The sequence below is a fragment of the Streptomyces griseoaurantiacus genome, assembly GCF_036189845.1.
Taxonomy (GTDB): Bacteria; Actinomycetota; Actinomycetes; order Streptomycetales; family Streptomycetaceae; genus Streptomyces; species Streptomyces griseoaurantiacus.
Genome location: NZ_CP108326.1, coordinates 4,029,996 through 4,053,153 on the forward strand (window position 1 = coordinate 4,029,996; position 23,158 = coordinate 4,053,153).

20 protein-coding genes, 1 tRNA gene and 3 pseudogenes are annotated in these 23,158 nt (G+C 68.9%); 15 read left to right on the forward strand and 9 right to left on the reverse strand.

The genetic code is table 11. The features are described from left to right. Nucleotides 1-74 precede the first annotated feature (74 nt). Entirely contained in the window at nt 75-800 is a 726-nt protein-coding gene (locus tag OHB09_RS17990; RefSeq protein WP_040896142.1) for a response regulator transcription factor, read from the forward strand. After that, complete coding sequence (locus OHB09_RS17995; protein ID WP_328922247.1) at nt 787-2,574, forward strand: sensor histidine kinase; 1,788 nt, start codon at nt 787-789, stop codon at nt 2,572-2,574. The genes OHB09_RS17990 and OHB09_RS17995 overlap by 14 nt, the downstream gene beginning before the upstream one ends. 58 nt (nt 2,575-2,632) lie before the next feature. Here OHB09_RS17995 and OHB09_RS18000 read toward each other — a convergent pair. Continuing rightward, nucleotides 2,633-3,034, reverse strand: a pseudogene (locus OHB09_RS18000) (Rid family hydrolase); the annotation flags it as partial. A 134-nt stretch (nt 3,035-3,168) separates the two neighbouring features. Here OHB09_RS18000 and OHB09_RS18005 point away from each other — a divergent pair. The 5 genes from OHB09_RS18005 (at nt 3,169) to OHB09_RS18025 (ending at nt 8,355) form a co-directional block, all read left to right on the forward strand. After that, a complete protein-coding gene (locus OHB09_RS18005) occupies nt 3,169-3,552 on the forward strand; it encodes a winged helix-turn-helix transcriptional regulator (protein WP_093596942.1) in 384 nt (127 codons plus the stop codon). Between the two features lie 145 nt (nt 3,553-3,697). Next, entirely contained in the window at nt 3,698-3,877 is a 180-nt protein-coding gene (locus tag OHB09_RS18010) for a hypothetical protein (RefSeq protein WP_006142003.1), read from the forward strand. 87 nt (nt 3,878-3,964) lie between these two features. Next, nucleotides 3,965-4,774 carry a formate/nitrite transporter family protein gene (locus OHB09_RS18015; protein WP_006142004.1) on the forward strand — a complete coding sequence of 270 codons (810 nt, stop codon included), beginning with the start codon at nt 3,965-3,967 and terminating at the stop codon, nt 4,772-4,774. Between the two features lie 333 nt (nt 4,775-5,107). After that, nucleotides 5,108-5,593: a hypothetical protein gene (locus tag OHB09_RS18020; RefSeq protein WP_328922248.1), complete on the forward strand. Its 486-nt coding sequence runs from the start codon at nt 5,108-5,110 to the stop codon at nt 5,591-5,593. Between the two features lie 659 nt (nt 5,594-6,252). Next, a complete protein-coding gene (locus tag OHB09_RS18025) occupies nt 6,253-8,355 on the forward strand; it encodes an ATP-dependent nuclease (RefSeq protein ID WP_328922249.1) in 2,103 nt (700 codons plus the stop codon). 138 nt (nt 8,356-8,493) lie between these two features. Here the strand turns inward: OHB09_RS18025 and OHB09_RS18030 are convergent, their stop codons facing one another. Continuing rightward, nucleotides 8,494-9,714 carry an IS110 family RNA-guided transposase gene (locus tag OHB09_RS18030; RefSeq protein ID WP_191889824.1) on the reverse strand — a complete coding sequence of 407 codons (1,221 nt, stop codon included), beginning with the start codon at nt 9,712-9,714 and terminating at the stop codon, nt 8,494-8,496. A gap of 662 nt (nt 9,715-10,376) precedes the next feature. Between OHB09_RS18030 and OHB09_RS33315 the strand changes: the two are divergent. Continuing rightward, nucleotides 10,377-10,478, forward strand: a pseudogene (locus tag OHB09_RS33315) (helix-turn-helix transcriptional regulator); the annotation flags it as partial. 184 nt (nt 10,479-10,662) lie between these two features. Next, nucleotides 10,663-10,980: pseudogene (locus OHB09_RS18040) on the forward strand (tyrosine-type recombinase/integrase); the annotation flags it as partial. 97 nt (nt 10,981-11,077) lie between these two features. Here OHB09_RS18040 and OHB09_RS18045 read toward each other — a convergent pair. The 3 genes from OHB09_RS18045 to OHB09_RS18055 all read right to left on the reverse strand — a co-directional run bounded on the left by OHB09_RS18045 (nt 11,078) and on the right by OHB09_RS18055 (nt 13,040). Then, nucleotides 11,078-11,151 (reverse strand) — tRNA-Pro (locus tag OHB09_RS18045). A 32-nt stretch (nt 11,152-11,183) separates the two neighbouring features. Beyond that, nucleotides 11,184-11,969, reverse strand: a complete 786-nt coding sequence (locus OHB09_RS18050) for a Pr6Pr family membrane protein (RefSeq protein ID WP_328922250.1) — start codon at nt 11,967-11,969, stop codon at nt 11,184-11,186. 141 nt (nt 11,970-12,110) lie between these two features. Further along, the gene (locus tag OHB09_RS18055; RefSeq protein WP_328922251.1) at nt 12,111-13,040 is read right to left on the reverse strand and encodes a metallophosphoesterase; all 930 of its coding nucleotides are present in this window, start codon (nt 13,038-13,040) and stop codon (nt 12,111-12,113) included. 140 nt (nt 13,041-13,180) lie between these two features. On the opposite strand from OHB09_RS18055, the gene OHB09_RS18060 reads away from it, so the two are divergent. Continuing rightward, nucleotides 13,181-13,645, forward strand: coding sequence for a GatB/YqeY domain-containing protein (locus tag OHB09_RS18060; RefSeq protein WP_319351172.1), 465 nt, complete (start codon nt 13,181-13,183; stop codon nt 13,643-13,645). A 137-nt stretch (nt 13,646-13,782) separates the two neighbouring features. Here OHB09_RS18060 and OHB09_RS18065 read toward each other — a convergent pair whose 3' ends face one another. Then, nucleotides 13,783-16,164: a transglycosylase domain-containing protein gene (locus OHB09_RS18065; protein WP_328922252.1), complete on the reverse strand. Its 2,382-nt coding sequence runs from the start codon at nt 16,162-16,164 to the stop codon at nt 13,783-13,785. 535 nt (nt 16,165-16,699) lie between these two features. Between OHB09_RS18065 and OHB09_RS18070 the strand changes: the two genes are divergently transcribed. Then, entirely contained in the window at nt 16,700-17,038 is a 339-nt protein-coding gene (locus OHB09_RS18070) for a WhiB family transcriptional regulator (protein ID WP_006142009.1), read from the forward strand. 143 nt (nt 17,039-17,181) lie between these two features. Here the strand turns inward: OHB09_RS18070 and OHB09_RS18075 are convergent, their stop codons facing one another. Together OHB09_RS18075 and OHB09_RS18080 are read right to left on the reverse strand one after the other, a co-directional pair. Beyond that, a complete protein-coding gene (locus OHB09_RS18075; RefSeq protein ID WP_318295327.1) occupies nt 17,182-18,711 on the reverse strand; it encodes an ArsA family ATPase in 1,530 nt (509 codons plus the stop codon). Continuing rightward, on the reverse strand, nt 18,708-19,685 hold the full coding sequence (locus OHB09_RS18080; protein ID WP_093596972.1) for an ArsA family ATPase: 978 nt from the start codon (nt 19,683-19,685) through the stop codon (nt 18,708-18,710). The genes OHB09_RS18075 and OHB09_RS18080 overlap by 4 nt, the downstream gene beginning before the upstream one ends. Nucleotides 19,686-19,757: 72 nt before the next feature. On the opposite strand from OHB09_RS18080, the gene OHB09_RS18085 reads away from it, so the two are divergent. From OHB09_RS18085 to OHB09_RS18100, 4 genes are all read left to right on the forward strand, one after another. Beyond that, complete coding sequence (locus OHB09_RS18085) at nt 19,758-19,916, forward strand: DUF4177 domain-containing protein (RefSeq protein WP_009189813.1); 159 nt, start codon at nt 19,758-19,760, stop codon at nt 19,914-19,916. After that, nucleotides 19,913-20,380, forward strand: coding sequence for a RidA family protein (locus tag OHB09_RS18090; RefSeq protein WP_006142013.1), 468 nt, complete (start codon nt 19,913-19,915; stop codon nt 20,378-20,380). The genes OHB09_RS18085 and OHB09_RS18090 overlap by 4 nt, the downstream gene beginning before the upstream one ends. Before the next feature lie 139 nt (nt 20,381-20,519). Next, nucleotides 20,520-21,392, forward strand: coding sequence for an NUDIX hydrolase (locus tag OHB09_RS18095; protein ID WP_040896145.1), 873 nt, complete (start codon nt 20,520-20,522; stop codon nt 21,390-21,392). Beyond that, entirely contained in the window at nt 21,389-22,219 is an 831-nt protein-coding gene (locus tag OHB09_RS18100) for an MBL fold metallo-hydrolase (RefSeq protein ID WP_328922253.1), read from the forward strand. The genes OHB09_RS18095 and OHB09_RS18100 overlap by 4 nt, the downstream gene beginning before the upstream one ends. Before the next feature lie 141 nt (nt 22,220-22,360). Here OHB09_RS18100 and OHB09_RS18105 read toward each other — a convergent pair whose 3' ends face one another. Next, a complete protein-coding gene (locus tag OHB09_RS18105; RefSeq protein WP_006142016.1) occupies nt 22,361-23,035 on the reverse strand; it encodes a Crp/Fnr family transcriptional regulator in 675 nt (224 codons plus the stop codon). Nucleotides 23,036-23,158 lie beyond the last annotated feature (123 nt).

Below are 23,158 nucleotides of genomic sequence, written 5' to 3' on the forward strand. Positions count from 1 at the left end.
ACCGCGGTCAGCCTCATGTATCGAAGTTGTCAGCTTTCCCGGAGCCCCGCCGGGCCGCTCATATAGTCCGGAACATGAACGCCAGGGTGCTGATAGCGGAGGACGATCCGCGGCAGGCGGAGGTGCTCCGCCTGTATCTCGATGCCGAGGGGTACGAGACGGTGGTCGCCCACGACGGCCGTGCCGCCGTCGACGCCGCCCGGCGGCTCCGGCCGGATCTGCTCGTGCTCGACGTGATGATGCCGGGCGTCGACGGCCTCGACGTCTGCCGGATCCTGCGGCAGGAGACGGCGATGCCCATCCTCATGCTGACCGCACGGTCGAACGAGGACGATCTGCTGCTCGGCCTCGACCTCGGCGCCGACGACTACATCGGCAAGCCGTACAGCCCGCGCGAACTGATGGCCCGGGTGCGCACCCTGCTGCGGCGGGTCGAACGGGCGGTCCCGCGGCGCGACGGCGTCCTGCGGGTCGACGGCCTCACCGTGGACCCGCTGCGCCACGAGGTGTGGGTGGACGACCGCCTCGTCGACTGCACGGCCGGCGAGTTCACGGTGCTGGCGACCCTCGCGGCCGAACCGGGGCGCGTGTTCACCCGGCAGCAACTGCTGGAACGCACGCGCGGCTGGGACACCGCGCCCACCCAGCGCACGATCGACATGCACATCATGCACCTGCGCAAGAAGGTGGAACGCGACCCGCGCCGCCCCGCCCGGCTGCTGACCGTCCACGGCATCGGCTACAAGCTCGGTGTCCCCGCCGCACCGCGGAGCGGCGGGGACACCGATGGCCCGGCGTAAGGTCCCGGCACACCGCAGCCTGCTGGTCCGGATGCTGCTGGCGTCCGTCGTGATCGCCCTGTGCGCGGTCGCCGTCACCGCCTGGCTCACGGTCACCGCCACCACACACACCCTGCGCACGGAACGCGACCGGTCCATCTCGGGCGACACCCGGATCTACGACACCCTCGTCGGGTACGCGGCCACGCACCGCGACTGGGACGGCGTGCAAGGCCTGGTGAACCGGCTCGCGAAGCAGACGAACCGCACGATCACGCTGACCACGCCCTCCCGCGGGCGGCTCGCCGGCTCGCCCGGCTCACCCGGCACACCGCACGGGCTGCCGGACCGCCCGGCCGCCGCCGTGGATCCTCTGCAGGTCGACCCGGCCCTCGCGCACCGGGGCGAGGGGCCCATCGACCCGCGCGCCGTCGGCCCCTACCGCCTCACGGTGCAGGAGCGCGCCCGGCTGCGGAAACAGGTCGCCAAGGCCGCCTCCTGCGTGCGCCGCCGTGGCCTCGACCCGCAGGTCGTCGAACTGCCCGGCGGCCGGCTGGACCTGCGCTTCCCCAACCCGGTCCTGGAGTACAAGTACGCGGAGACCTGCGAACTCCCCGACAGCTCGGACGCCTTCCCCACCCGGCGGGCGGCCATGAGGGAACTGACCACACGCACCGCCGCCTGCCTCGGAGCCGAACCCCACTCGGTCGAGGTGACGCCCGACTTCGCGGTGTGGCTCCTCGGCCCGCGACCGAGGACCAGCGCCGACCCGGCGGCCCGCGTGTGCCTGGAGGACGCACGCCGGCAACAACTGCGCCCCTACGTGGCGCCCCCGGCGTCCCTGTTCCTCGGCACGGACGCGCACGCGGGCGGTTCCTCCCGGCTCACCCTGACCGGCGACGGCGTGCGGCGCGTCGCCGGCGCCGCCGCGCTCGTCCTGGCCGTCACCGTGGGCATCACCGTCGTCGTCGGGCTGCGCCTCATCCGCCCCCTGCGCTCGCTCATCGACGCGACCCGGCAGCCCGCCGACCGCAACATCCGCATCCCGGTGCGCGGCAACGACGAGATCGGCCACCTCACCGCCGCGTTCAACGACCTGGCCGAACGGCGGGAGTTGCTGGAGGCGCAGCGCACGTCGATGGTCAACGACGTCGCCCACGAACTGCGCAGCCCCCTGACCAACATCCGCAGCTGGCTGGAGGCGGCCCAGGACGGCATCGCGCCGACCGACCGGCAACTCCTCGACCTCCTCTTCGACGAGGCCGGAGCGCTGCAGCACATCATCGACGACCTGCGGGACCTGGCCGCCGCGGACACCGGCGAACTCGCCCTCCACTACGAGATGGTGCGCGTGGCGGACATCCTCGACCAGGTCGTCGCGGGACAGCGCAGCCGGGCGGAGCACGCGGGCGTGGCACTGGAGATCCACGTCGACGAGGACAAGCACGAGGTGTGCGCCGACCCGCTCCGGCTGCGGCAGGTCATCGGCAACCTGGTGGGCAACGCCGTACGTCACACGCCGAGCGGCGGCCGCATCAGCCTCACCTGCCGCCACCTCGGGGACGAGGTGCGGATAGAGGTCCGGGACACCGGCAGCGGCATCGCCCCCGAGGACCTCCCGCACATCTTCGACCGGTTCTGGCGGGCCGAGAAGTCCCGCAACCGCCGCACCGGCGGCAGCGGCCTCGGACTCTCCATCGCCCGTAAGCTGACCGAGGCCCATGGCGGAACGATCACCGTCCGCAGCACCCTCGCCGAGGGCACCACCTTCACGGTGGCCGTCCCGCGCTACTGAGCGCCGCACCGATTCCGCGGCCCCCGGTGGGCCCGTGCCCGTCCGCCTTGCGGCCTCCGGCGGGCAGCCGCAGGTCGACGGCGAAGGCGATCTCCACCACCTGCCCGGGCACGGCCGGCTCGGTGACCCCCAGAACCGTGGCGGCCGGCCGGTGGTCACCGAAGTACTTCAGATCGCCCTCCGACGCCGCCGCGGCGTTCCGCCGCACCCCCACCATGTACACGGTCCGCGAGACGATCTGATCGCGGGTGGCGCCGCCGTAGTGGTCGAGGACCCGGTCCATGTCGGCGCAGGTTTCCGCTCGAGCTGGGCGGCGAAGTCGCCGGGGTGCGGGAACTCGCCCGCCTCGTCGAACGCCACCTGCCCGAAGACATGGATCAGCTCACCGGACCTGATCACCCGTGCGTAGCCGAAGTCGCTCGGCCGGGATGCCGTAGCTGAGGACATCGTTGCCGGCCATGGTGCTCGCCCTCCATCGGAATGCCTGAGCCGCCCTCGCCACTGGACGTGGACGCTCTCTTGCGGTTACTGGGGAACTGTAGGAGAGTTTGCGCTGACCTGGAAGAACGTACTTTTTGGCGACTGGGGAACCCGATGGTGACCAAGCAACAGCTCAAGGGCCTGCCCGAGGACGCCGACCTGCGGCGCGCCGACTCCCTGGCCAGGGAGATCTTCTCGGACGTCGCCAACAAGTGGGCACTCCTGATCATCGGAGCCCTCCACGAGCACACCCTGCGCTTCAACGAACTGCGCAACGAGGTCGAGGGCATCAGCCACAAGATGCTCACCCAGAACCTGCGCATGCTGGAACGCAACGGCCTGGTCGACCGCGAGGTGTACCCCACCGTGCCCCCGCGCGTGGAGTACACCCTCACCGAGCCGGGCCGGGGCCTGTACATCGCGGTCGACTCCCTCTGCGGCTGGACCCAGCAGCACCTCACCCACATCGAACGCGCCCGCGACAGCTTCGACGCCTGAGACCCGGCGCGGACCCCGACGAAGCGGACCCGAGGCGCACTTGACGACGCACCTACAGTGAACACAGACGCATCCACGTCCGAACCGGACCGCGCGGGGGCCGCGAACCGGACGGGCCGAGCGGGGGAAGAAAGGTGCGTGCCCGATGACGGTCGGGCTGCTCTCCACCATCACCGCCGTGTTCTACGGCAGTACGGTCTCCGTCCTCGCGCTGACCGCGACCTTCTCCGGACGGGACACCCTGCGACGGGAAGCCCGCCGCACCCTCGCCGTCCTGGTACCGGGCCGGGCGGTGGAACCGCGGCAACCGGACCGCGAGGCGTAGTGGGCAGTGGGACGGCGTGGGTGACGCGCTCCGGGCCCCACCGTCACCGAAGATGCATCGGTCACTCACGCGCGACCGGAGGAAACGATGCAGCCGGACGAACGGATCATGCGGGGCCCCGGGGAACGACGGGTCGCCGAGGCCGCGGAACGCATCATCGCCGAGGGACGGCCCCGGCTGCACCGCACCTGGGCGTCACTGGTGGCCACCTCGCTGCTCGGCGGCATCGACGTCGGCGTCGGCATCATGGCGCTGCTGTTCGTACGGCACGAGACCGGCAGCGAACTGCTGTCCGGACTGGCCTTCTCCATCGGCCTCATCGCCCTGCTGCTCGGCCACAGCGAACTCTTCACCGAGGGCTTCCTGGTCCCCGTCACGACCGTGATCGCCGGCGCGGCCACCTGGCTCGACCTGGCACGCCTGTGGGCGACGGTCCTGGTGATGAACCTGGTCGGCGGCTGGATCTTCACCTGGATCGTCATCCAGGCATTCCCCGAGCTGCACCACACCGCGGCCACGACCGGGGCCCACTTCGTGAACGGGGGCTACTCGCTGAGCACGTTCTGCCTGAGCGTGCTCGGCGGCGGCGTCATCACCCTGATGACCCGCATGCACCACGGCACCGACTCCATGACCGGCAAGATCACCGCCTCGATCATCGCCGCCTTCGTCCTGGCCGGCTTCGGCCTGTGGCACTCGGTCCTCGACTCCCTCCTCGCCTTCGCCGGCCTCCACACCGGCCACACCCCCTACGGCTACGCCGACTGGCTCCCCTGGCTCGCCTGGTCCGTCCTCGGCAACATCACCGGCGGCCTCCTCCTCACCACAGCCCTCCGCCTCATCCGCAGCGCCCCGGTCCTGAACGAGGAGGAGCCCTCGGCGGAGGACGACTCCTGAGACCACGAGGCGCGGCCGTACCCGAGCACCACGCAACAGCACACACCTGGAAACACCTGAGGGCCCCTACCGCGAACGGTAGGGCCCTCACCTGCTGTTTTGGCTGTCGGGGTGGCGGGATTTGAACCCACGGCCTCTTCGTCCCGAAGCAACTTGGGTGGGGGTGCTGCCTTGGGCTGGGGTGCCTCTCACCTCGGTTGATGGTCCGTAGACGTTCGTGCTCGTCCGCGGTTGTTCGTTGGCGTTGTCACGCAGTTAGACACTCACCGCATGCCTGCATGATGAGACACAGTCGTGGCATGGCTGGCATCGGCCGGGTGGAACAATGGCCCGGTGGACGTAGCTTCTGAACTGCACGCCCTGATCGGATTATTGTCACGGGAAGAAGGGGTCTTCGGCCGCGTGGTCGGCAAGGCCGACGGATCTGTTCCGGAGATCGTCCACCGAGTGACCGCCGAGGCGGAACAGGCGTGGAAGGACTATGCCGTACAGGGGGCAGTTGGCCCGGACACGCCCGCAGAGGTCGAAGGTGCACTCTCGCAGATTGAACATGAGCGCGCTGTACAGCTCTTGACCCATCTGGCGACCGCTGACCTCGTGTTCCCGGGCACACGACGCCGCGACCGCACCCACGCTCGTCGAGCGGCGGAACGCGTCGTGCGCCTGCTGGGCTACCAGTCCGTCTGGTACACGAACATCAGTGAGCTTTCGCCCGGAGCACGGGTATGGGAAGCGGTCACACGACACACCTTCGACGGGGTCGTCGCGGGGACCGGCGGCAACTTCACCGTGGTGTTGTTGCAGGTGGGTGAGGACTGAACCTCGCTGGAGAGAAACACCCCATCTTGCCGGACGGCTACTCCGGGGGGAAACCCGATTGGCCGGGAGCCTCTGACCTATGATTTCGCTACTGGTGACCGCGGGAGGTCTGTCACTGACGGTTGCCGTCGAGCGCCCTCGGCGAACCCCGGACGGCCCAGAGACGGCCCAGGATTGATTATCGCGGACGGCCGGTCGGCCGACGACGGCCACCCTCAGTGCGGCCAGTCCGAACCTCAGCCGACGACAGCCAGCCACGACGGCGAGCGCGCCGACCGACCAGGCACGCGTGTGCCTCGCTGCACCCCCACCGGCCTCAGCCACGCTGCCGGTGCCGTCGACCAGAGCAAGCCGCGCCGGCCGACCCGAGACGACGGTGCCTAGCTGCTAGGGCGCTGACCTGGCCACAGGCCGGCTGTGGCCTCGCCGGGTGGAGCCCTGCTCTGGGCAACTGCGCGCCCGCAGGAGCTTCCTCGGCGCGGGGTGTGCTGTCCTGGGTTTCTCCTTCGCCAAAGCCCTGTAGGAGTAGGGGAGCTGACAGCAGGGTCGGCCAACTCGGGAAAAACAACACCCACATGAGCCTCATAGACCTACGCTGGTTATCTCACGAACCAGAGCACCGTCGGGCTTGGGGCCCATGATCCATGAGAGGCACAACGATGCGGATCTCGCATGTACATGTCCAGAATTATCGCGGACTTCGAGATCTTCAGATTCCAGTCTCTCAATTTGGCTGCATCATTGGCGAGAACAACGCAGGAAAATCCTCCATCTTGCAAGCTTTGGACATCTTCTTCAGTGGCCCCACCTTGAAAGACACAGACTTCTATGATGCGCGTAATCCATTGCGCATCGAGGTCACATTCGAAGAGATCAAAGACGAGGACCTTGCGCGGCTTGCTGAGGAACATAGAGGTCGCATTGAGAAGGTAGCCGAAGGCGGAAGGCTGACGCTTTCGCGAGCTTACGCCGTTCCTGGCAAGGGTGTCCTAAAGCAAGTTGACGATGTTCCGTCTGACAGACGCTATTGGCCCTCTTCCGTTCAGGAACTCGTGGCGGGTAAGCGCGGAGAGGAACTGCGACAGGGCGCGATTTATACATTCCCTGAACTTCGCGAAAAACTGTCACCGAAGCCGACGCAGAAAGAGGTGAAGGAGGCGATTGCCGAGCTGTCGGCTAACCTCTCGCCTGCCGAGCGGACTAAGGGTGATGTTGATCTGGTGACGGGGATGGATAAATCCATCCAAGCCCTCCTTCCTGAGGTAATCTACATCCCAGCGGTGAAGGAACTCTCCGACGACCTCAAAACATCCGAGAGTTCTTCGTTTGGGAAACTTCTAGGGATTCTATTCGAGCAGATCAAGCCGCAATTGTCCGATATCGATACCCTATTTGGGCAGCTGCGTAGTTACCTCAACGCCGAAGTCATGCCTGACGGCAGTTTGAGCGATAAACGTCTTGACGAAGTTCGCCAAATCGAGTCCTTGGTGCAAGGAAACCTACAGGCGGCCTTTCCTGACACGTCGGTGAGTATTGAAATTCCTCCTCCTGATCTTAAAAGTATTCTGTCAAGTGCGACTATTACAGTCGATGACGGGGTCCGTGGGGCGTTCAAAAGTAAGGGAGACGGCCTCCGCAGGTCTGTGACGTTCGCCATTCTGCGATCCTATGCAGAGTTGCGAACTACCGTTCGCGGAGACTCCATGGAGGTTAAGCCGAGGCCTTACCTCCTCCTATTTGAAGAGCCTGAGCTCTTCCTGCACCCGCGTGCTCAGCGTCAACTTTTCGAGGCGCTGCGTATTTTCGCGCAGGATAATCATGTCCTCGTCAGCACCCATTCCACCGCGTTCTACAGCCCTCAAGCGACGGGTACCTTCGTCAAGATTGCAAAAAACCGGAGCACAACGCCTCCGACTGCCATCGCATACCCTGTAGATCTTTCGCACCTTAAGGCGAAAGATCAGTTCCAAATGATTCGCCAAGAGAACAATGATGCCGCTTTCTTCTCCGACAAAGTACTTCTCGTCGAAGGGGACAGTGATCATATCCTGGTTCCGCATATCGCTCGGATGTTGAATTCAGATTGGGATTTCGATAAACAATCTGTCGCCATCGCGCGCGTTAACGGAAAGGCGAGCATTGCAAGATATCGAGAGTTCTTTGAGCGATTTGGTGTATCAGTAGCTGTTCTTGCGGATCTTGACGCCATCGCGGAGGGATTTGGCAAGTTGGGTGCCAGCGAGACTTCGCTGAACAAGCAGCGTCATCTCATGCAGTTGGTTGGGGAGGATATCGCCGCCGGCGGTGCAGAGTCGGATGAACTCTCTAACAATCAAGCCCGTAGGCTGCGCGATGCCCCTGCCATGAAAGAACTTTGGAGAGATGCGAAGCGGTTTGGTGATCTTTTCGCGGAGGGGAAATGTGAATGGCCTGAACTTCAGAAGAGGGTGGAAGATTTCTTCACCCGTGCTGTGACTCGTGACATGCGGACGATTCTCGTTAAATACCCTCCCTCTGGTGATATCTCTGAGGCGAAGCGAGATCTTATCTCGTCTTTGCGTAACGAGAAAATCTATGTACTTGAGCGGGGTGCAATTGAAGACTACTATCCCGACTCGATTTCAGGGGACAAGCTGACGGCGGCCCAGAGCTTTTGTGACGAGTATCGAACGGCTAGCGCGATCAGATCCGCTCTTGCGCAAGATGCCCCTGCTGATGAATGTGAGTTCGACCTGATCTTCCGAAGCTTCTTCGAGAAGTAGAACCCTGTTTGCGGCGTCCAGCTACTCAAGGCACTACATACCCCTTCCTTCACATCAGGGGCTGACTGCTATGAGCGCGGCACGGGCGCCGGCCGGGCTGGAGCGGGGCGGAGACAGACATCCGATGCGGTTGATCAGTCAAGCGGTGTTGGGGAAGGCGGTCTGCTCGTTGTAGGGGATGCGGTGGGTGAGGCAGTGGTGCAGGCATCCGAGTAGGCGGTTGAAGAGGTTGCGTTGGGCCGAGACGTGTCGGTCTTCGGCTGCGCGGCGGCGGTCGTAGTGGGCCCGTGCTCCGGGGGATGCGGTGAGGGCGGCGAAGGCCCAGATGTAGCCGGCTGAGGCGAGACGCTGGTTCTTGATGTGCCTGGCCCGGACGGTGGTCTTGCGTCCGGAGGATCGGGTGATGGGTGCTGATCCGGCGTAGGCCTTCAATGCGCGCGGGCTGGTGAAGCGGGTGTGGTCGTCGCCGAGTTCGGCCAGGACGCGGGCACCGGTCAGTGGGCCGAGGCCGGGGAAACTGGTGATGATCTCGGCGTCCTGGTGGGTGGCGAAGACGGTGGTGGTGGCTGCTTCCAGGTCGTCGGCGCTGGCGCAGGCTGCGTCGAACTGTTTCAGCAGGGCCAGCGTCTTGGTGCCCATGGCCTGCTCGACGACGGGTGGTTGGTGCATCTGGGGTTCGCGGAGCAGGGCATGGAGACGTTCGACCTCGCCGGTGATCTCCCGTTGACGTCCGGCCCTCTTGAGGATCGCTCGCAGTTGCGGGCGGGTGAGCTGGGAGGCCTGGGTGGGTGTGGGGGCTGCTGCGAGCAGGGTGCGGGTGACGGGTGAGGCAAGGCCTTCGCGGAAGTGCTTGAAGACGGGGAGGAAGCCGGGGAAGTACTCGCGCAGGTGGGACCGCAGCCGGTTGCCGGTTTGGACGCGGTCCCAGACGGCGTCCTGATGGGCTCGGGCCAGGACGGTGATGGCCTGGGCGAGGTGGCTGTCCGCGGGCAGGGGCCGGTGTTCTGCGGGGTCGGTGCGCAGGATGTTGGCCAGGACCTTGGCGTCGAGGTGGTCGGACTTCTTGCGGCTGAGGGCGTAGCGGTCGCGGTAGCGGGCGGCGGTGAGCGGGTTGATCACGTAGATGGGTCTGCCGGTGGCGCGTAGGCAGGCGACCAGGAGTCCGTGAGAGGTCTCGATGGCGACGGGGACCGGGTTCTCTGGGCTGTCGCCGTGCTGGGCCAACAAGTCCAGGAGCTGGCTGAGGCCGGCGGGGGTGTCGTCGATGCGGAGCTTCGCGAGGAGGGTGCCGGCCTGGTCGAGCAGTGCGATGTCGTGGTGGTCGGTGGCCCAGTCGATGCCGCAGAACACGCTGGTCATGGTGGTGTCCCTGGGTGGGTGGCGGTGGTGTGAGGTCGTCGCCGTGGCGGGGTTGCGCGTCTCCCTAATGGCAGGGCTCGGGGCCCGTCATCCGATTAGCCGTTCGCAATCCCAGCGGTCGCCAGGGGTCTCGGTCAGCTGCGGAACTGGGGCGTTCGCCGAGCGGTGAGAGGTGTTCCCTGGCGGCGGCTTGGACAACGAGAGCCAACGATGCCGCTGTTTGTGTGCGAGCGGGGGTGGCGGGGCCGGTCCGCGCGGGACGAAGGCATGAGCGCGGGCCGGCCCCGCCACCCCCGCGCTGCTGCACTGGGTGAGCAGGCACGTGGGGCCGACTCTGTCTTGAGAGGTCAGGCCTCAGGAGCGATTACGGATCACCACATGCCTGTCCACCAAGGCGCCTGGCACGACTCACCGCCCGACGTCTTATCGCGCCATTAGGAGCACAGGCCCGGCCGGGGGCCGTGCCGCGCGCGGGGAGCGGAGCGAGCCGCCTTGAACCAGTAGAGAAAGTTTGAATCATGCACGGGCTGTTGGGGTGTCCGGTCTCGGGACATGCTTGACGGTCGTCGGTGTGGCTTGGGCTCGTGGTGGCTGCTGCCTGGTGGCTGGGCATGGGGAGTGAGCGGCGGGAGCTGATGCGGGCGCTTGGCGGGCGTCTTCGGATGCTGCGGGCAGAGGCCGGCCTGACGGGTGCTGCCCTGGCGCAGCGTGCGGGTGTGGGGCAGCCGACCGTGTCCAAGGTCGAGACGGGGCGCATGGTTCCGAGTCTCGATGTGCTCGACCGGCTCTTGGGCGCCCTCGACCTCGACGAGCCGAGGGCTCGTGAGGTGCGTGATCTCCTGGCCGCTGTGGTCACTGCTGCGGACTCTGGCCGACCGGCAGACAACGGGGCCCCTGTCGGTGCGACCGTTGACGAAGAGGTTCGGACCGCTCGGCTGGTGCGGTCGGTGGGACGAACACGGGCTGGTCCTCTCCTCCGCCGTCGGCAAACCGCTCGACGCCGCGAACGTTCGCCGCGCCTTCCGCCAGGCGCTCAAGGACGTCGACGGGATCGACGCCGACGAGTGGACGCCGCGGGAGCTCCGGCACAGCTTCGTGTCCCTGCTGTCCGACCGGGGCGTCCCGCTGGAAGTGATCTCCCGCCTCGTCGGGCACTCCGGGACGGCCGTGACGGAAGAGGTCTACCGGAAGCAGATCCGGCCTGTGATCCAGACCGGCGCCGTGGTCATGGACGGCATCTTCGGCGCGGAGGAATGGCGGCCGTAGACACGCGGAAAGCGGTAGTCACGCAGATAGACACGCAGCCGGAAACAGGTGAGGGCCCTACCGCGAACGGTAGGGCCCTCACCTGCTGTTTTGGCTGTCGGGGTGGCGGGATTTGAACCCACGACCTCTTCGTCCCGAACGAAGCGCGCTGCCAAGCTGCGCTACACCCCGGTGTCGCTGCTGTCGCGGCGACGACGTTTACTTTAGCCCACCGGTGCCCGGAGACGAAATCCGGTTTTGCGGCGGCGGCGCAAGGGGGCCGGGCGGATGTGGTCCAGGGTGACCAGGAGGATCGCGAGGGCGTAGACGGCCAGGCACAGCAGGAGGGCGTTGGCCAGGACGTGCTGGTAGCCGTGGGAGGCCACGTCGAGGAAGGGGTGGACGTAGCGGTCCGGGGTGCCGGGGGTCAGGAGGGCGCCCCGGGTGAGGAGCAGGGCCAGGTAGGCCAGGGGGTAGAGCAGCCAGGCCGTGGCGTGGCGTGGGCGGAGTCGGCGCGGTGGGGTGAGGAGCAGCCAGTCCAGCGCCGCCGCGAGGGGGACCGCCGTGTGCAGGAGTTGGCCGGCCAGGGCGGGCCAGCCGGTCGCGTCGGCCGGGGTGTCGGCGAGCGCGAACGGCTGTGTCGTGTGTGCCAGGAGCAGGTGGTGGGTCAGGGCCGCGGTCACCGTGTAGAGGAGGGTGGCGCCGGTCAGGGCCGGTGGAAGGGGGCGGCGGGCCGCCCAGGCGCGCTGGGCGGACAGGGTGAAGACGATCGCCGCCAGTGCTCCGCTCTGGAGGGCGAAGTAGGTCAGGGCCCGGGTCGGGCTGCCGTGGAGCAGGGCGAGCGTGACGCCGGCCGCCGCCGCGGCGCCGGTGAGGAGGCGGAAGGCGGCCGTGGCGGGGCGGCGTACGGGCGCCACCACCGCCGCGGCCGGGACGGCGGCCGACAGGGGTCCGGGCACGCCCGGTAGCGCCGGAAGTCCCGGTATGTCCCGGGGTATGGGGGTGAGCATGCCCTCACGCTAGGGAGGGGGGTGGGGTGGGGCGATTCGGGTGGTCTGTTCGGGTTTCGGGGTGAGGGAGAAGGGGAGAGCGAGGGAGGGCAGGGGGCGAGTGGAGGGGTGCCGGCCGCCGGTGCCTCCGGCTTCCTGAACCTACTGCTTCGGGGTCAGCGTCAGCAGGGTGGCCTCCGGGGGGCAGGCGAAGCGGAACGGGGTGTAGCGGTTGGCGCCGCAGCCCGCCGAGACGTGCAGGTACGAGGTGTGGCCCTCGGCGGTGTGCGTGGAGAGGCCCTTGACGCGGTCGGTGTCCAGGTCGCAGTTGGTGACCAGGGCGCCGTAGAAGGGGATGCAGAGCTGGCCGCCGTGCGTGTGGCCGGCCAGGATCAGCGGGTAGGCGTCCGCCGCGAACGCGTCCAGGACGCGCAGGTACGGGGCGTGGACCACGGCCAGGGAGAAGTCCGCCTCGGCCGACGGGCCGCCGGCCACCTGTGCGTAGCGGTCCCGCTTGATGTGCGGGTCGTCCAGGCCCGTCAGCTCCAGTGAGAGCCCGCCCTCCAGCTTGAGCGTGTCGCGCGTGTTCGTCAGGTTGAGCCAGCCCGCCGCGTCGAAGCCGTCGCGGAGGTCCTCCCACGGGTTGTGGATCACGCGCTTGGCCGGTCCGTTGCCGTTCAGACCGTGGCGTCCGCTGATCTTCTCGCCCAGGTAGCGGGCGGGGTTGCGCGGCACGGGGCCGTAGTAGTCGTTCGAGCCGAAGACGTAGGCGCCGGGGAACTCCATCAGCGGGCCCAGGGCGTCCAGCACCTCGGGGACGCCCTCGGGGTCCGAGAGGTTGTCGCCCGTGTTGATCACGAAGTCGGGGCGCAGGCCCGCGAGCGACCGCAGCCAGCGCTGCTTCTTGCGCTGTCCGCCCACCATGTGGATGTCGGAGACCTGCAGGACGCGCAGCGGGCGCATGCCCGCCGGGAGGACGGGCACCGTGACTCGTCGCAGACGGAAGGAGCGGGCCTCGAACCCGGCCGAGTAGAGCAGTCCGGTGGCGGCAACCGCCGTGATTCCCAGGGGTACTTTGTATCGCGCGCGCATGTGTCCATCGTGGCAGACGGCGGAGGATGCTCCGCGCGGCCTGTGGACAACTCCGGCGGCCGGGCGGACGGCGCCGAGGACGAGGCGGGTGCCCGGGAAATGGCGGGCGGGCTTCTCCTCGTACCTGCGACAATCGAGCCATGACCACGCTCAAGTCGAAGCTGCAGGCAGACCTCAACGCCGCGATCAAGGCGCGGGACGAACTCCGCTCCTCCACGCTCCGGCTGACCCTCGCCGCCATCACCAAGGAAGAGGTCGCCGGCACGGAGAAGCGCGAGCTCTCCGACGAGGAGATCACCAAGGTGATCACCCGTGAGGCGAAGAAGCGCCGCGAGGCCGCCGAGGCGTTCGCGCAGGGCGGGCGTCCGGAGCAGGCCGAGCGGGAGCGGGCCGAGGGCGAGGTGCTCGCCGTCTACCTGCCCAAGCAGCTGTCCGACGAGGAGCTGCGGGCGATCGTCGTCCAGGCCGTCGAGGAGGCACGGGCGGCCGGGGCCGAGGGTCCGCGGGCGATGGGCCAGGTCATGAAGATCGTGAACCCGAAGGTGGCGGGCCAGGCGGAGGGCGGCCGGGTCGCCGCGCTCGTCAAGCAGGTCCTCGCGGGCTGATCCCGTGTTCGGCCCACGGCGGGGACACGTGCCCCCGCCGGACGCCGGCCGGCACCACCGGCCACGGTGACGAAGAGGTGCCCCCTTCGCTCGGAAGCGAAGGGGGCACCTCTTCTCGTGAACGCCGCTTCCGGTCCCTACCCCGTCTGCCCGCCGTTGCCGTTCCCCTGGGCGTTGCCGTTTCCGCCGCCGTCCTGGCCCTGGAAGAAGCCGTCGGGGAAGGAGAACGTCGGATCGGGGTTCGGGTTCGTCGTGCCCGCGTTGGTGCCGACGGTCGTCCCGCCGCCCGGGCCTCCGTTGCCGTTGCCCCCGTTGCCGTTGCCGCCGTTGGTGAATCCACCGTTGGTGAAGCCGCCGAGCAGACCGCCGAGGGGGTCGTCGTCCCCGTTGCCGCCGTCTCCCCGGCCGCGGCCGGGGCCCTTGTTCTTGTCGTTCTTGTCGCCCTTGCGCTTGGGGTCGGGGATGTTGATCGTGTGGAAGTCGGGCGCCGCCTTGCCCGCCAGCGCGCCGGACATCATGTCGCGCCAGATCGGGCCGGGCACCTCACCACCGAACACCTTGGCGTGCCACTGGCCGCCGATGGAGATGTCGACCATCCGCCGCTTGTGCGCCGGGTCGCCGACCCAGACCGCGCCCGCCATGTTCGGCGTGTAGCCGACGAACCAGGCCGCGTAGCGGAAGTCCGTCGTACCGGTCTTGCCCGCGCTGGGACGGTCGCCGAGACCGGCCTGTGTACCCGTACCGTCCTCGACCACGCCCTTGAGCAGCGTGTTCACGGTGTCCGCCGTCTTCTCCGACATCGCGCGCGAGCACTTCGTCTTCGGCACCGGGAGTGACTTCTTGCTCTCGCCGATCTTCTGGGTGATCGCCTCGATCGCGATGGGCGTGCAGTACGTGCCCCGGGAGGCGAAGGTGGCGTACGCGCTCGCCATCGTCAGCGGCGACATCTCCTGGGTGCCGAGGGCGATCGACGGCGCCTGGGTGATCTTGTTGCCGTCGGCGCGGTGGACGCCCATCTTCCCGGCCATGTCGATGACCGGGCAGATGCCGATGTCGGAGATGAGCTGCACGTAGTAGGTGTTGACCGACTTGGCGGTCGCCTCCTTCATGCCGTACGGGCCGCGCTCCGACTCGTTCTCGTTGGTCAGCTTGGTGCCGTCGGAGTTCACCCACTTCTTGCCGTTGCACACCGAGACCGGGCTCGGGTACTCCATCTCGTACGGCGAGGAGTAGGACTGCGTGGGCGGCTTGCCGCCCTCGAGCGCGGCGGCGGCCACGATCGGCTTGAACGTCGAACCGGGCTGGTAGCCGGCGCCGCCGCCCATGCCCTGGTTGACCGAGAGGTTGATCTGCGTCTCGTTCTTCCGGAAGCCGTACGGGCGGGACTGGCCCATGGCGAGGATCTTGCCGGTGCCGGGCTCGACGATCGTCGCGGCCGTGGCCACGCTGTCGCTCTTGTTGACGTGGTCCTTGATCGAGGCCTGGGCCGACTCCTGCGCCTTCGGGTCGAGCGTCGTACGGATCGTGAGGCCGCCGCGGTTCCACACCTTGGCGCGGTCGGCCCGGGTCTTGCCGAAGGCCTTGTCGTCGAGGAAGACCTCGCGCACGTAGTCGCAGAAGAAGCCGGCGCCCTTGACGGCCGTGATGCAGCCGTTCTTCGGGCGGCTCACGTGCAGCCCGAGGGGTGTCTTCTTGGCCTTGTCGGCCTCGGCCCGGGAGATGTCGTGGACCTGTGCCATGCGTGTGAGCACCACGTTGCGCCGCTTCTTGGCCTGCTCCGGGTTGTTCAGCGGGTCGTAGCCGGAGGGCGACTGGACGATGCCGGCGAGAAGGGCGGACTCCGGGAGGGTGAGGTCCTTGGCGTGCTTGGAGAAGTAGCGCTGGGAGGCCGCCTCGACGCCGTAGGCCTGCTGCCCGAAGAACGTGATGTTCAGATAGTTCTCGAGGATCTTCTTCTTGCCGAGGTTCTCCTCGAGCTGGATCGCGTACTTCAGCTCGCGGATCTTGCGGCCCAGCGTCTGCTGGGTGGCCTGGGCGACCTTCGTCGGGTCGTTGCCCGCCTCTTCGACGAAGTAGTTCTTCACGAGCTGCTGGGTGAGCGTGGAGGCGCCCTCGGAGACGCCGCCGCTCTGCGCGTTCTTGTTGAGCGCGCGCAGCACGCCCTTCAGGTCGACCGCGCCGTGCTCGTAGTAGCGGGAGTCCTCGATCGCGACGATCGCCTTCTGCATGTACGGCGAGACGGACTTGAGGTCCACCACCGTGCGGTCGCGCGAGTAGACCGTGGCGATCTGGCCGCCGCCGCTGTCCAGGATCGTGGTGCGCTGGCTCAGCTGGGGGCTCTTGAGGTTGGCCGGCAGATCGTCGAAGCTCTGGACCGAACCCTTGGCGGCCAGCCCCAGCGCACCGGCCGCGGGCAGTGCGATGCCGGCCATCACCGCCCCCGCGAGCACACTCACCCCGAGGAACTTGGCGGCCTGCTGCGTGGGGGAGGTGCCCCCGCCCGAGCGCTTTTTTGGCATGGGGGCAGCCTAATCCGAAGTGATGAGCGTTCCGGGGGAGCGAACGCCCATCGGAATGTTCGAGTGCAGGATCGTGACATACGGGGCGGTCGGTCGAGGGCGACCGGAGCGCGGGGGACCGGACGCGGCCAAGGGCCTACCTTCCCATTCGCCGGACACACGGACAGGCGTTGGCCTAAGCTGCTCACTGCTGTCACAGCGACAGGCCCACGTATCAAGTACGGCCGGCGACCCCGAATCGTTCCGGTGTTCAGCCACTTTTTTGTGGGATGCGTGTCCGAATCCGCCTCGTGTGTCATCCGGCGTCCGTTGTGGCACCGCCCACCTGCCCTGTTCTGACGGGAAAGTCACGCATGTCGCCGGCTCACTCCCCCGGGTGATCTGCCGCTTCCCCATAGTCCGTTCGGACCATTCAAGATTGGGCCCGCTGGGGGTGTTGCGCTGTGCCCACCTTCCGTAACGTCCTCAACTGGCGGCGGTGAATATGCCGCCGTCGCCGTGGGGGAGCCTCGATTCGGGAGAGGACGGCGCCGGTATGGGCTGGGTAACCGACTGGAGTGCGCAGGCGGCCTGCCGCACTACCGATCCGGATGAACTGTTCGTTCAAGGAGCAGCGCAGAACAGGGCCAAGGCGGTGTGCACGGGATGTCCGGTGCGCACGGAATGCCTGGCCGACGCGCTCGACAACCGCGTCGAGTTCGGCGTGTGGGGAGGCATGACGGAGCGCGAGCGCCGCGCACTGCTGCGCCGGCGGCCGACCGTCACCTCGTGGCGCCGTCTGCTGGAGACCGCGCGCACGGAGTACGAGCGCGACGCGGGACTGCTGACGCTCGACGAGGACGAGACGTACTCGGACTACGCCGCGGTGGGCTGAGCCGGCCCGTATAGGTGCGTGGGTGCGAGACCCGCCCCGCTCGTCCGTTGTTCGGTTGTCTGTGCGTCTGTGCGTCTGTGCGTCTGTGCGTCTGTGCGTCTGTTGAGTCGCGCCGCCCCGTTCGCCGGTCCGGTGCCGCTGCGTCAGCTCGGTTCCGCGTCGGCCGCGAGCCGGTCGCCGATCTCGCGCAGACCGGTGAGGTCGTGCACGTCGCCGGGCAGCGCGGCCACCTCGGCCACCGCCACCTCGGGGTGGAGCGCGAGGAAGCGGTCGCGGGTGCGCTGCTCGCGGGAGAGCAGCCGCATGCGCTCGGCGTGCAGCCGGAGCAGACCCGCCGACAACTGGTCCATGGTGGCCGCCCGGGCACCGGTCTGCCCGCCGCCGTCCTCGCCGCCGGCGGGGGAGCCCTCGTCGGAAGCGGCGGCCGGGCCCTCCGGGTGACCCGTACTGTCTGAACTGCCGTGTGTTTCGGGAGAGTTACGAGAACTGTCTTTCCCGTCCCGCTGATCCACAATGCGGGAGTCCTCAAGATTTTCCGCGGCGGCCAGCGCCCGCTCGGCGGACAGCTGGGCGGCCCCGCTGCCGTGCACCCGGTTGAGGACCAGACCGGCCAGCGGCATCCGCTCCGCGGCCAGGCGCTCCACGAAGTACGCCGCCTCGCGCAGCGCGTCCCGTTCCGGCGCCGCGACCACCAGGAAGGCCGTGCCGGGAGCCTGGAGCAGCTTGTACGTGGCGTCCGCGCGGGTGCGGAACCCGCCGAACATCGTGTCCATCGCCGCCACGAACGTCTGTACGTCCTGCAGAAGCTGGCCGCCGAGCAGCTTGCCCAGGGCCCCCGTCATCATCGACATCCCGACGTTGAGGAACTTCATCCCGGCCCGGCCGCCGACCTTGGCGGGCGCGAGCAGGACGCGGATCAGCTTGCCGTCGAGGAAGGAACCGAGCCGCTTGGGCGCGTCCAGGAAGTCCAGCGCCGAGCGCGAGGGAGGGGTGTCGACGACGATGAGGTCCCACTCCTCGCGCGCGCGCAGCTGCCCCAGCTTCTCCATCGCCATGTACTCCTGCGTGCCCGCGAAGCCCGCCGAGAGCGACTGGTAGAAGGGGTTGCCCAGGATGGCCGCCGCCCGTTCCCGGTCCGCGTGCGCCTCGACGATCTCGTCGAAGGTGCGCTTCATGTCGAGCATCATGGCGTGCAGTTCGCCGCCCGCGGTGTCGTCGACGCCCTTCACCCGGCGCGGGGTGTTGTCCAGCGCGTCGATGCCCATGGACTGCGCGAGCCGGCGGGCCGGGTCGATCGTCAGGACGACGACCTTGCGGCCGCGCTCGGCGGCACGCAGGCCGAGGGCGGCCGCGGTCGTCGTCTTGCCGACACCGCCGGAACCGCAGCACACCACGATGCGGGTGTCGGGGTCGTCGAGGAGGGGGTCGATGTCCAGTACGCGCGCCGGCTCCAGGGAGCGGGCCGCCGCCAGGTCGTGCGCGGAGGCCGCGGCGCGGGCGGCACGCTCCGGACCGGCCGCCGGGGCCTCGGCGGCCTCCCCGGCGCGCACCGATCCGGCGTGCTCCTGCCCGGTGTCCTGGGCGCGGGAGGTGTGCGTGCGGGCGGTCCGCGTGCGGGTGGCCTGAGTGCGGGCGGTCTGGAGGCGGCGCGCGGGGGCCTGGTCCGGAGTCATGAGATCCCTTGCTGACGCAGTTCCTTGGCCAGGTGGTACAGGCCCGCCAGGTCCATTCCCTCGGCGAGCAGCGGCAGTTCGTGCAGCGGCAGGCCGAGCTCGGTGAGCTGGGCGCGCTGCTCGCGTTCCAGCGCGTACCGCTCGGCGTACTCCTCGGCCTGCTGCAGCAGCGGGTCCACCAGGCGTTCGGCCAGCCCGCCGCGCCGGGCGCCGCCGAGGCCCGCACCCGAGAGGGACTTGGCGAGCGCGGTACGCGGCGCCGTGCCCGCGAGTTCCAGGTCCGCCTGGTCCAGCACGGTCGGACGGACCATGTTGACGATGATCCGCCCCACCGGCAGCCGGGCCCCGCGCAGCTCCGCGATGCCGTCCGCGGTCTCCTGGACGGGCATCTCCTCCAGGAGGGTGACCAGGTGCACGGCCGTCTCGCTGGACTTGAGGACCCGCATCACCGCCTGCGCCTGGTTGTGTATGGGCCCGATCTTGGCGAGGCCCGCCACCTCGTCGTTGACGTTGAGGAAGCGGGTGATGCGGCCCGTGGGGGGCGCGTCCATGACGACGTAGTCGTAGGCGAACCGGCCGTGCTTGTCCTTGCGGCGGACCGCCTCGCACGCCTTGCCGGTCAGCAGGACGTCCCGCAGTCCCGGCGCGATGGTGGTGGCGAAGTCGATCGCGCCGAGCTTCTTCAGGGCGCGGCCCGCGCCGCCGAGTTTGTAGAACATCTGGAGGTAGTCCAGAAGGGCCAGCTCGGGATCGATCGCCAGTGCGAACACCTCGCCGCCCCCCGGGGCGACGGCGATCTTCCGTTCCTCGTACGGCAGCGCCTGCGTCTCGAAGAGCTGTGCGATGCCCTGTCTGCCTTCCACCTCCACCAGAAGCGTGCGCTTTCCCTCGGTCGCGAGGGCGAGCGCGAGTGCTGCGGCGACCGTGGTCTTACCGGTACCGCCCTTGCCGCTGACGACCTGGAGCCTGCTCACGTATTCGAGCCTAACCAGTCCGTGCCCGGGCTACTCGGGAGGCTGTGGACAACAGCGGATACAGTCGGCCGCATGACCAAGTGGGAATACGCAACCGTGCCGCTGCTCGTCCATGCCACGAAGCAGATTCTGGACACCTGGGGCGAGGACGGCTGGGAGCTCGTCCAGGTCGTGCCCGGCCCCAACCCCGAGCAGCTCGTGGCCTACCTGAAGCGCGAGAAGCAGGCGTGAGCGCGGTCGAGGCCCGGCTCGCGGAGCTGGGGCTGACCCTGCCGGAGGTCGTGCCGCCGCTGGCCGCGTACCAGCCGGCGGTGCGGTCCGGAATGTACGTGTACACGGCGGGTCAGCTCCCGCTGGTGGACGGGAAGCTGCCGGTCACCGGCAAGGTGGGGGCGGAGGTCACCGCCGAGGAGGCCAAGGAGCTGGCGCGCACGTGCGCGCTGAACGCCCTCGCCGCCGTGAAGTCGGTCACGGGTGACCTGGACCGGATCGCCCGCGTGGTGAAGGTCGTCGGGTTCGTGGCCTCCGCCGGTGACTTCACGGGTCAGCCGGGGGTCGTCAACGGGGCCAGCGAGCTGCTCGGTGAGGTTCTGGGGGACAAGGGCGTGCACGCGCGGAGCGCGGTGGGCGTCGCCGTTCTGCCGTTGGACGCGCCGGTCGAGGTGGAGATCCAGGTCGAGCTGGTGGGCGAGTAGCGGTGTGACCGCGCGGGAGGACGGGGACCTGCCCGCCCCTTCCCCCGCGCCTGCCCGCCGGGCGGTGCGGGTGTGAGCGTTCCTACCGGTCGGTCGGGTCGGTCTCGAACATCTGCGCATGGCGGGATAGCCTCCCCGCATGGGGAACGGGCAGTGGTTCCCGGCTGAGTGGCCGGAACTGATTCGCGCGCAGGTCGCCGGCCGTCTCGATCCGGTGCCCGTCAGGCGCGCGGCCACCGTATTGCTGCTGCGGGACACCGGGGGCGGGCCCGCCGTCCACATGCTGCGGCGGCGCACCTCCATGGCATTCGCCGGGGGCGCGTACGCCTATCCGGGTGGCGGCGTCGACCCGCGTGACGACGAACAGCACGTCCGCTGGGCCGGGCCCACCCGTGAATGGTGGGCCCGCAGGCTCGGCGTGGACGGGACGGCCGAGGCCCAGGCCATCGTCTGTGCGGCCGTACGCGAGACGTACGAGGAGGCCGGTGTCCTCCTCGCCGGGCCCACCCCCGAGACCGTGGTGGGCGACACCACAGGCGCCGACTGGGAGGCCGACCGAGCCGCCCTGGTCGCCCGTGAGACCTCTTTCGCGGAATTCCTGGACCGTCGGGGCCTCGTCCTGCGCTCCGACCTGCTGGGCGCCTGGGCCCGCTGGGTCACCCCCGAGTTCGAACCGCGCCGCTACGACACCTGGTTCTTCCTCGCCGCCCTGCCCGAGGGCCAGCGCACGCGCAACGCCTCCACCGAGGCCGACCGCACGGTGTGGATCCGCCCCTGTGAGGCGGCCCGGGCGTACGACGCGGGCGAGCTGCTGATGATGCCGCCCACCGTGGCGACGTTGCGCCCGCTCGCCGCCCACGCCACCGCGGCCGAGGCGCTGGCCGCCGCGTCCGGCCGGGACATGGCCCCGGTGCTGGCGCGAGCCGAGGTCCGGGACGAGGAGATCCTCCTGTACTGGCCCGGCCACGAGGAGTTCACCAAGCACATACCGACCGGCGGAGGCCACGGATGACGGAAGCAGCGCCTCTCCCCGGCCGGCCACGCGGTGGGGTCCTGTCCGGCCCCGCCACCGCGCGCGCGGTCAACGTCCTCGCGCCGAACCCGTCGGCGATGACCCTCGACGGCACCAACACCTGGATCGTCGCCGAGCCGGACTCCGACCGGGCCGTGGTGATAGACCCGGGTCCTCTCGACGAGGCGCACCTGCACCATGTCGTCGCCACGGCCGAGCAGGCCGGACGGCGCATAGCGCTCACCCTGCTGACGCACGGTCACCCGGACCACGCCGAGGGCGCCGGGAGGTTCGCGGAACTGACGTCGACGAAGGTGCGGGCGCTGGACCCGGCGCTGCGGCTGGGGGACGAGGGGCTGGGCGCCGGGGACGTGGTCGCGGTCGGCGGCCTGGAACTGCGTGTGGTCACCACCCCGGGGCACACGGCGGACTCCCTGTGCTTCCACCTCCCGGCCGACCGGGCCGTCCTCACCGGCGACACGGTCCTGGGGCGCGGCACGACGGTCGTCGCCCATCCCGACGGCCGCCTGGGGGACTACCTGGACTCCCTGCGCCGTCTGAGGTCCCTCACGGTCGACGACGGCGTGCACACGGTGCTGCCGGGCCACGGCCCCGTCCTGGAGGACGCCCAGGGCGCCGTCGACTTCTATCTCGCCCACCGGGCCCACCGCCTGGCCCAGGTCGAAACGGCGTTCGAGAACGGGCACCGTACGGCCTCCGAGGTGGTGGCCCACGTCTACGCGGACGTGGACCGCTCCCTGTGGCCGGCAGCGGAACTGTCGGTGCGGGCCCAGCTGGAGTACCTGGGCGAGCACGGGATCATCTAGGGCGTCCGCGGCCCGCGAAACCTGCCCACGTGGCGGGAGCGGACCCTGCCCCCTTACGCGCACGGCGGCCGACCCGGCCGTCGAGACCGGGTCGGCCGCCGTCACCGAGTCACTGCGGCAGCGCGCCGGCGCGTCGCCGCGTCAGCGCGAGCGCTTGGCCAGCCGCTCGACGTCGAGCAGGATCACCGCGCGTGCCTCGAGGCGCAGCCATCCCCGCCCCGCGAAGTCCGCGAGCGCCTTGTTGACGGTCTCCCGCGAGGCCCCCACGAGCTGGGCCAGTTCCTCCTGCGTCAGGTCGTGCACCACGTGGATGCCCTCCTCCGACTGCACGCCGAAGCGCCGGGAGAGGTCGAGCAGCGCCCGCGCGACACGGCCCGGCACGTCGGAGAAGACGAGGTCGGCCATCTGGTCGTTGGTCTTGCGCAGTCGCCGGGCGACGGCGCGCAGCAGCGCGGCGGCCACCTCGGGGCGGGCGTTGAGCCAGGGCTGGAGGTCGCCGTGGCCGAGGCCGAGCAGCTTCACCTCGGTGAGCGCCGTGGCCGTCGCCGTGCGCGGGCCCGGGTCGAACAGCGACAGCTCGCCGATCAGCTCGCCGGGGCCGAGGACGGCCAGCATGTTCTCGCGTCCGTCGGGGGAGGTGCGGTGCAGCTTCACCTTGCCCTCGGTGACCACGTACAGCCGGTCACCGGGGTCGCCCTCATGGAACAGCGAGTCACCGCGCGCGAGGGTCACCTCACTCATGGAGGCGCGGAGCTCCGCGGCCTGCTCGTCATCGAGCGCCGCGAAGAGCGGGGCGCGCCGCAGAACGTCGTCCACGAGTTCTCTCCTTGTCGACCTGCTCAGGGGTTGTTGCCCCCCGGGTACCCATCCGTCCACCAGGGGACCCTGCTGCCCATTTTGCCGGATGGATCAAACAGTGTGATCTGTCACAAGGATGCC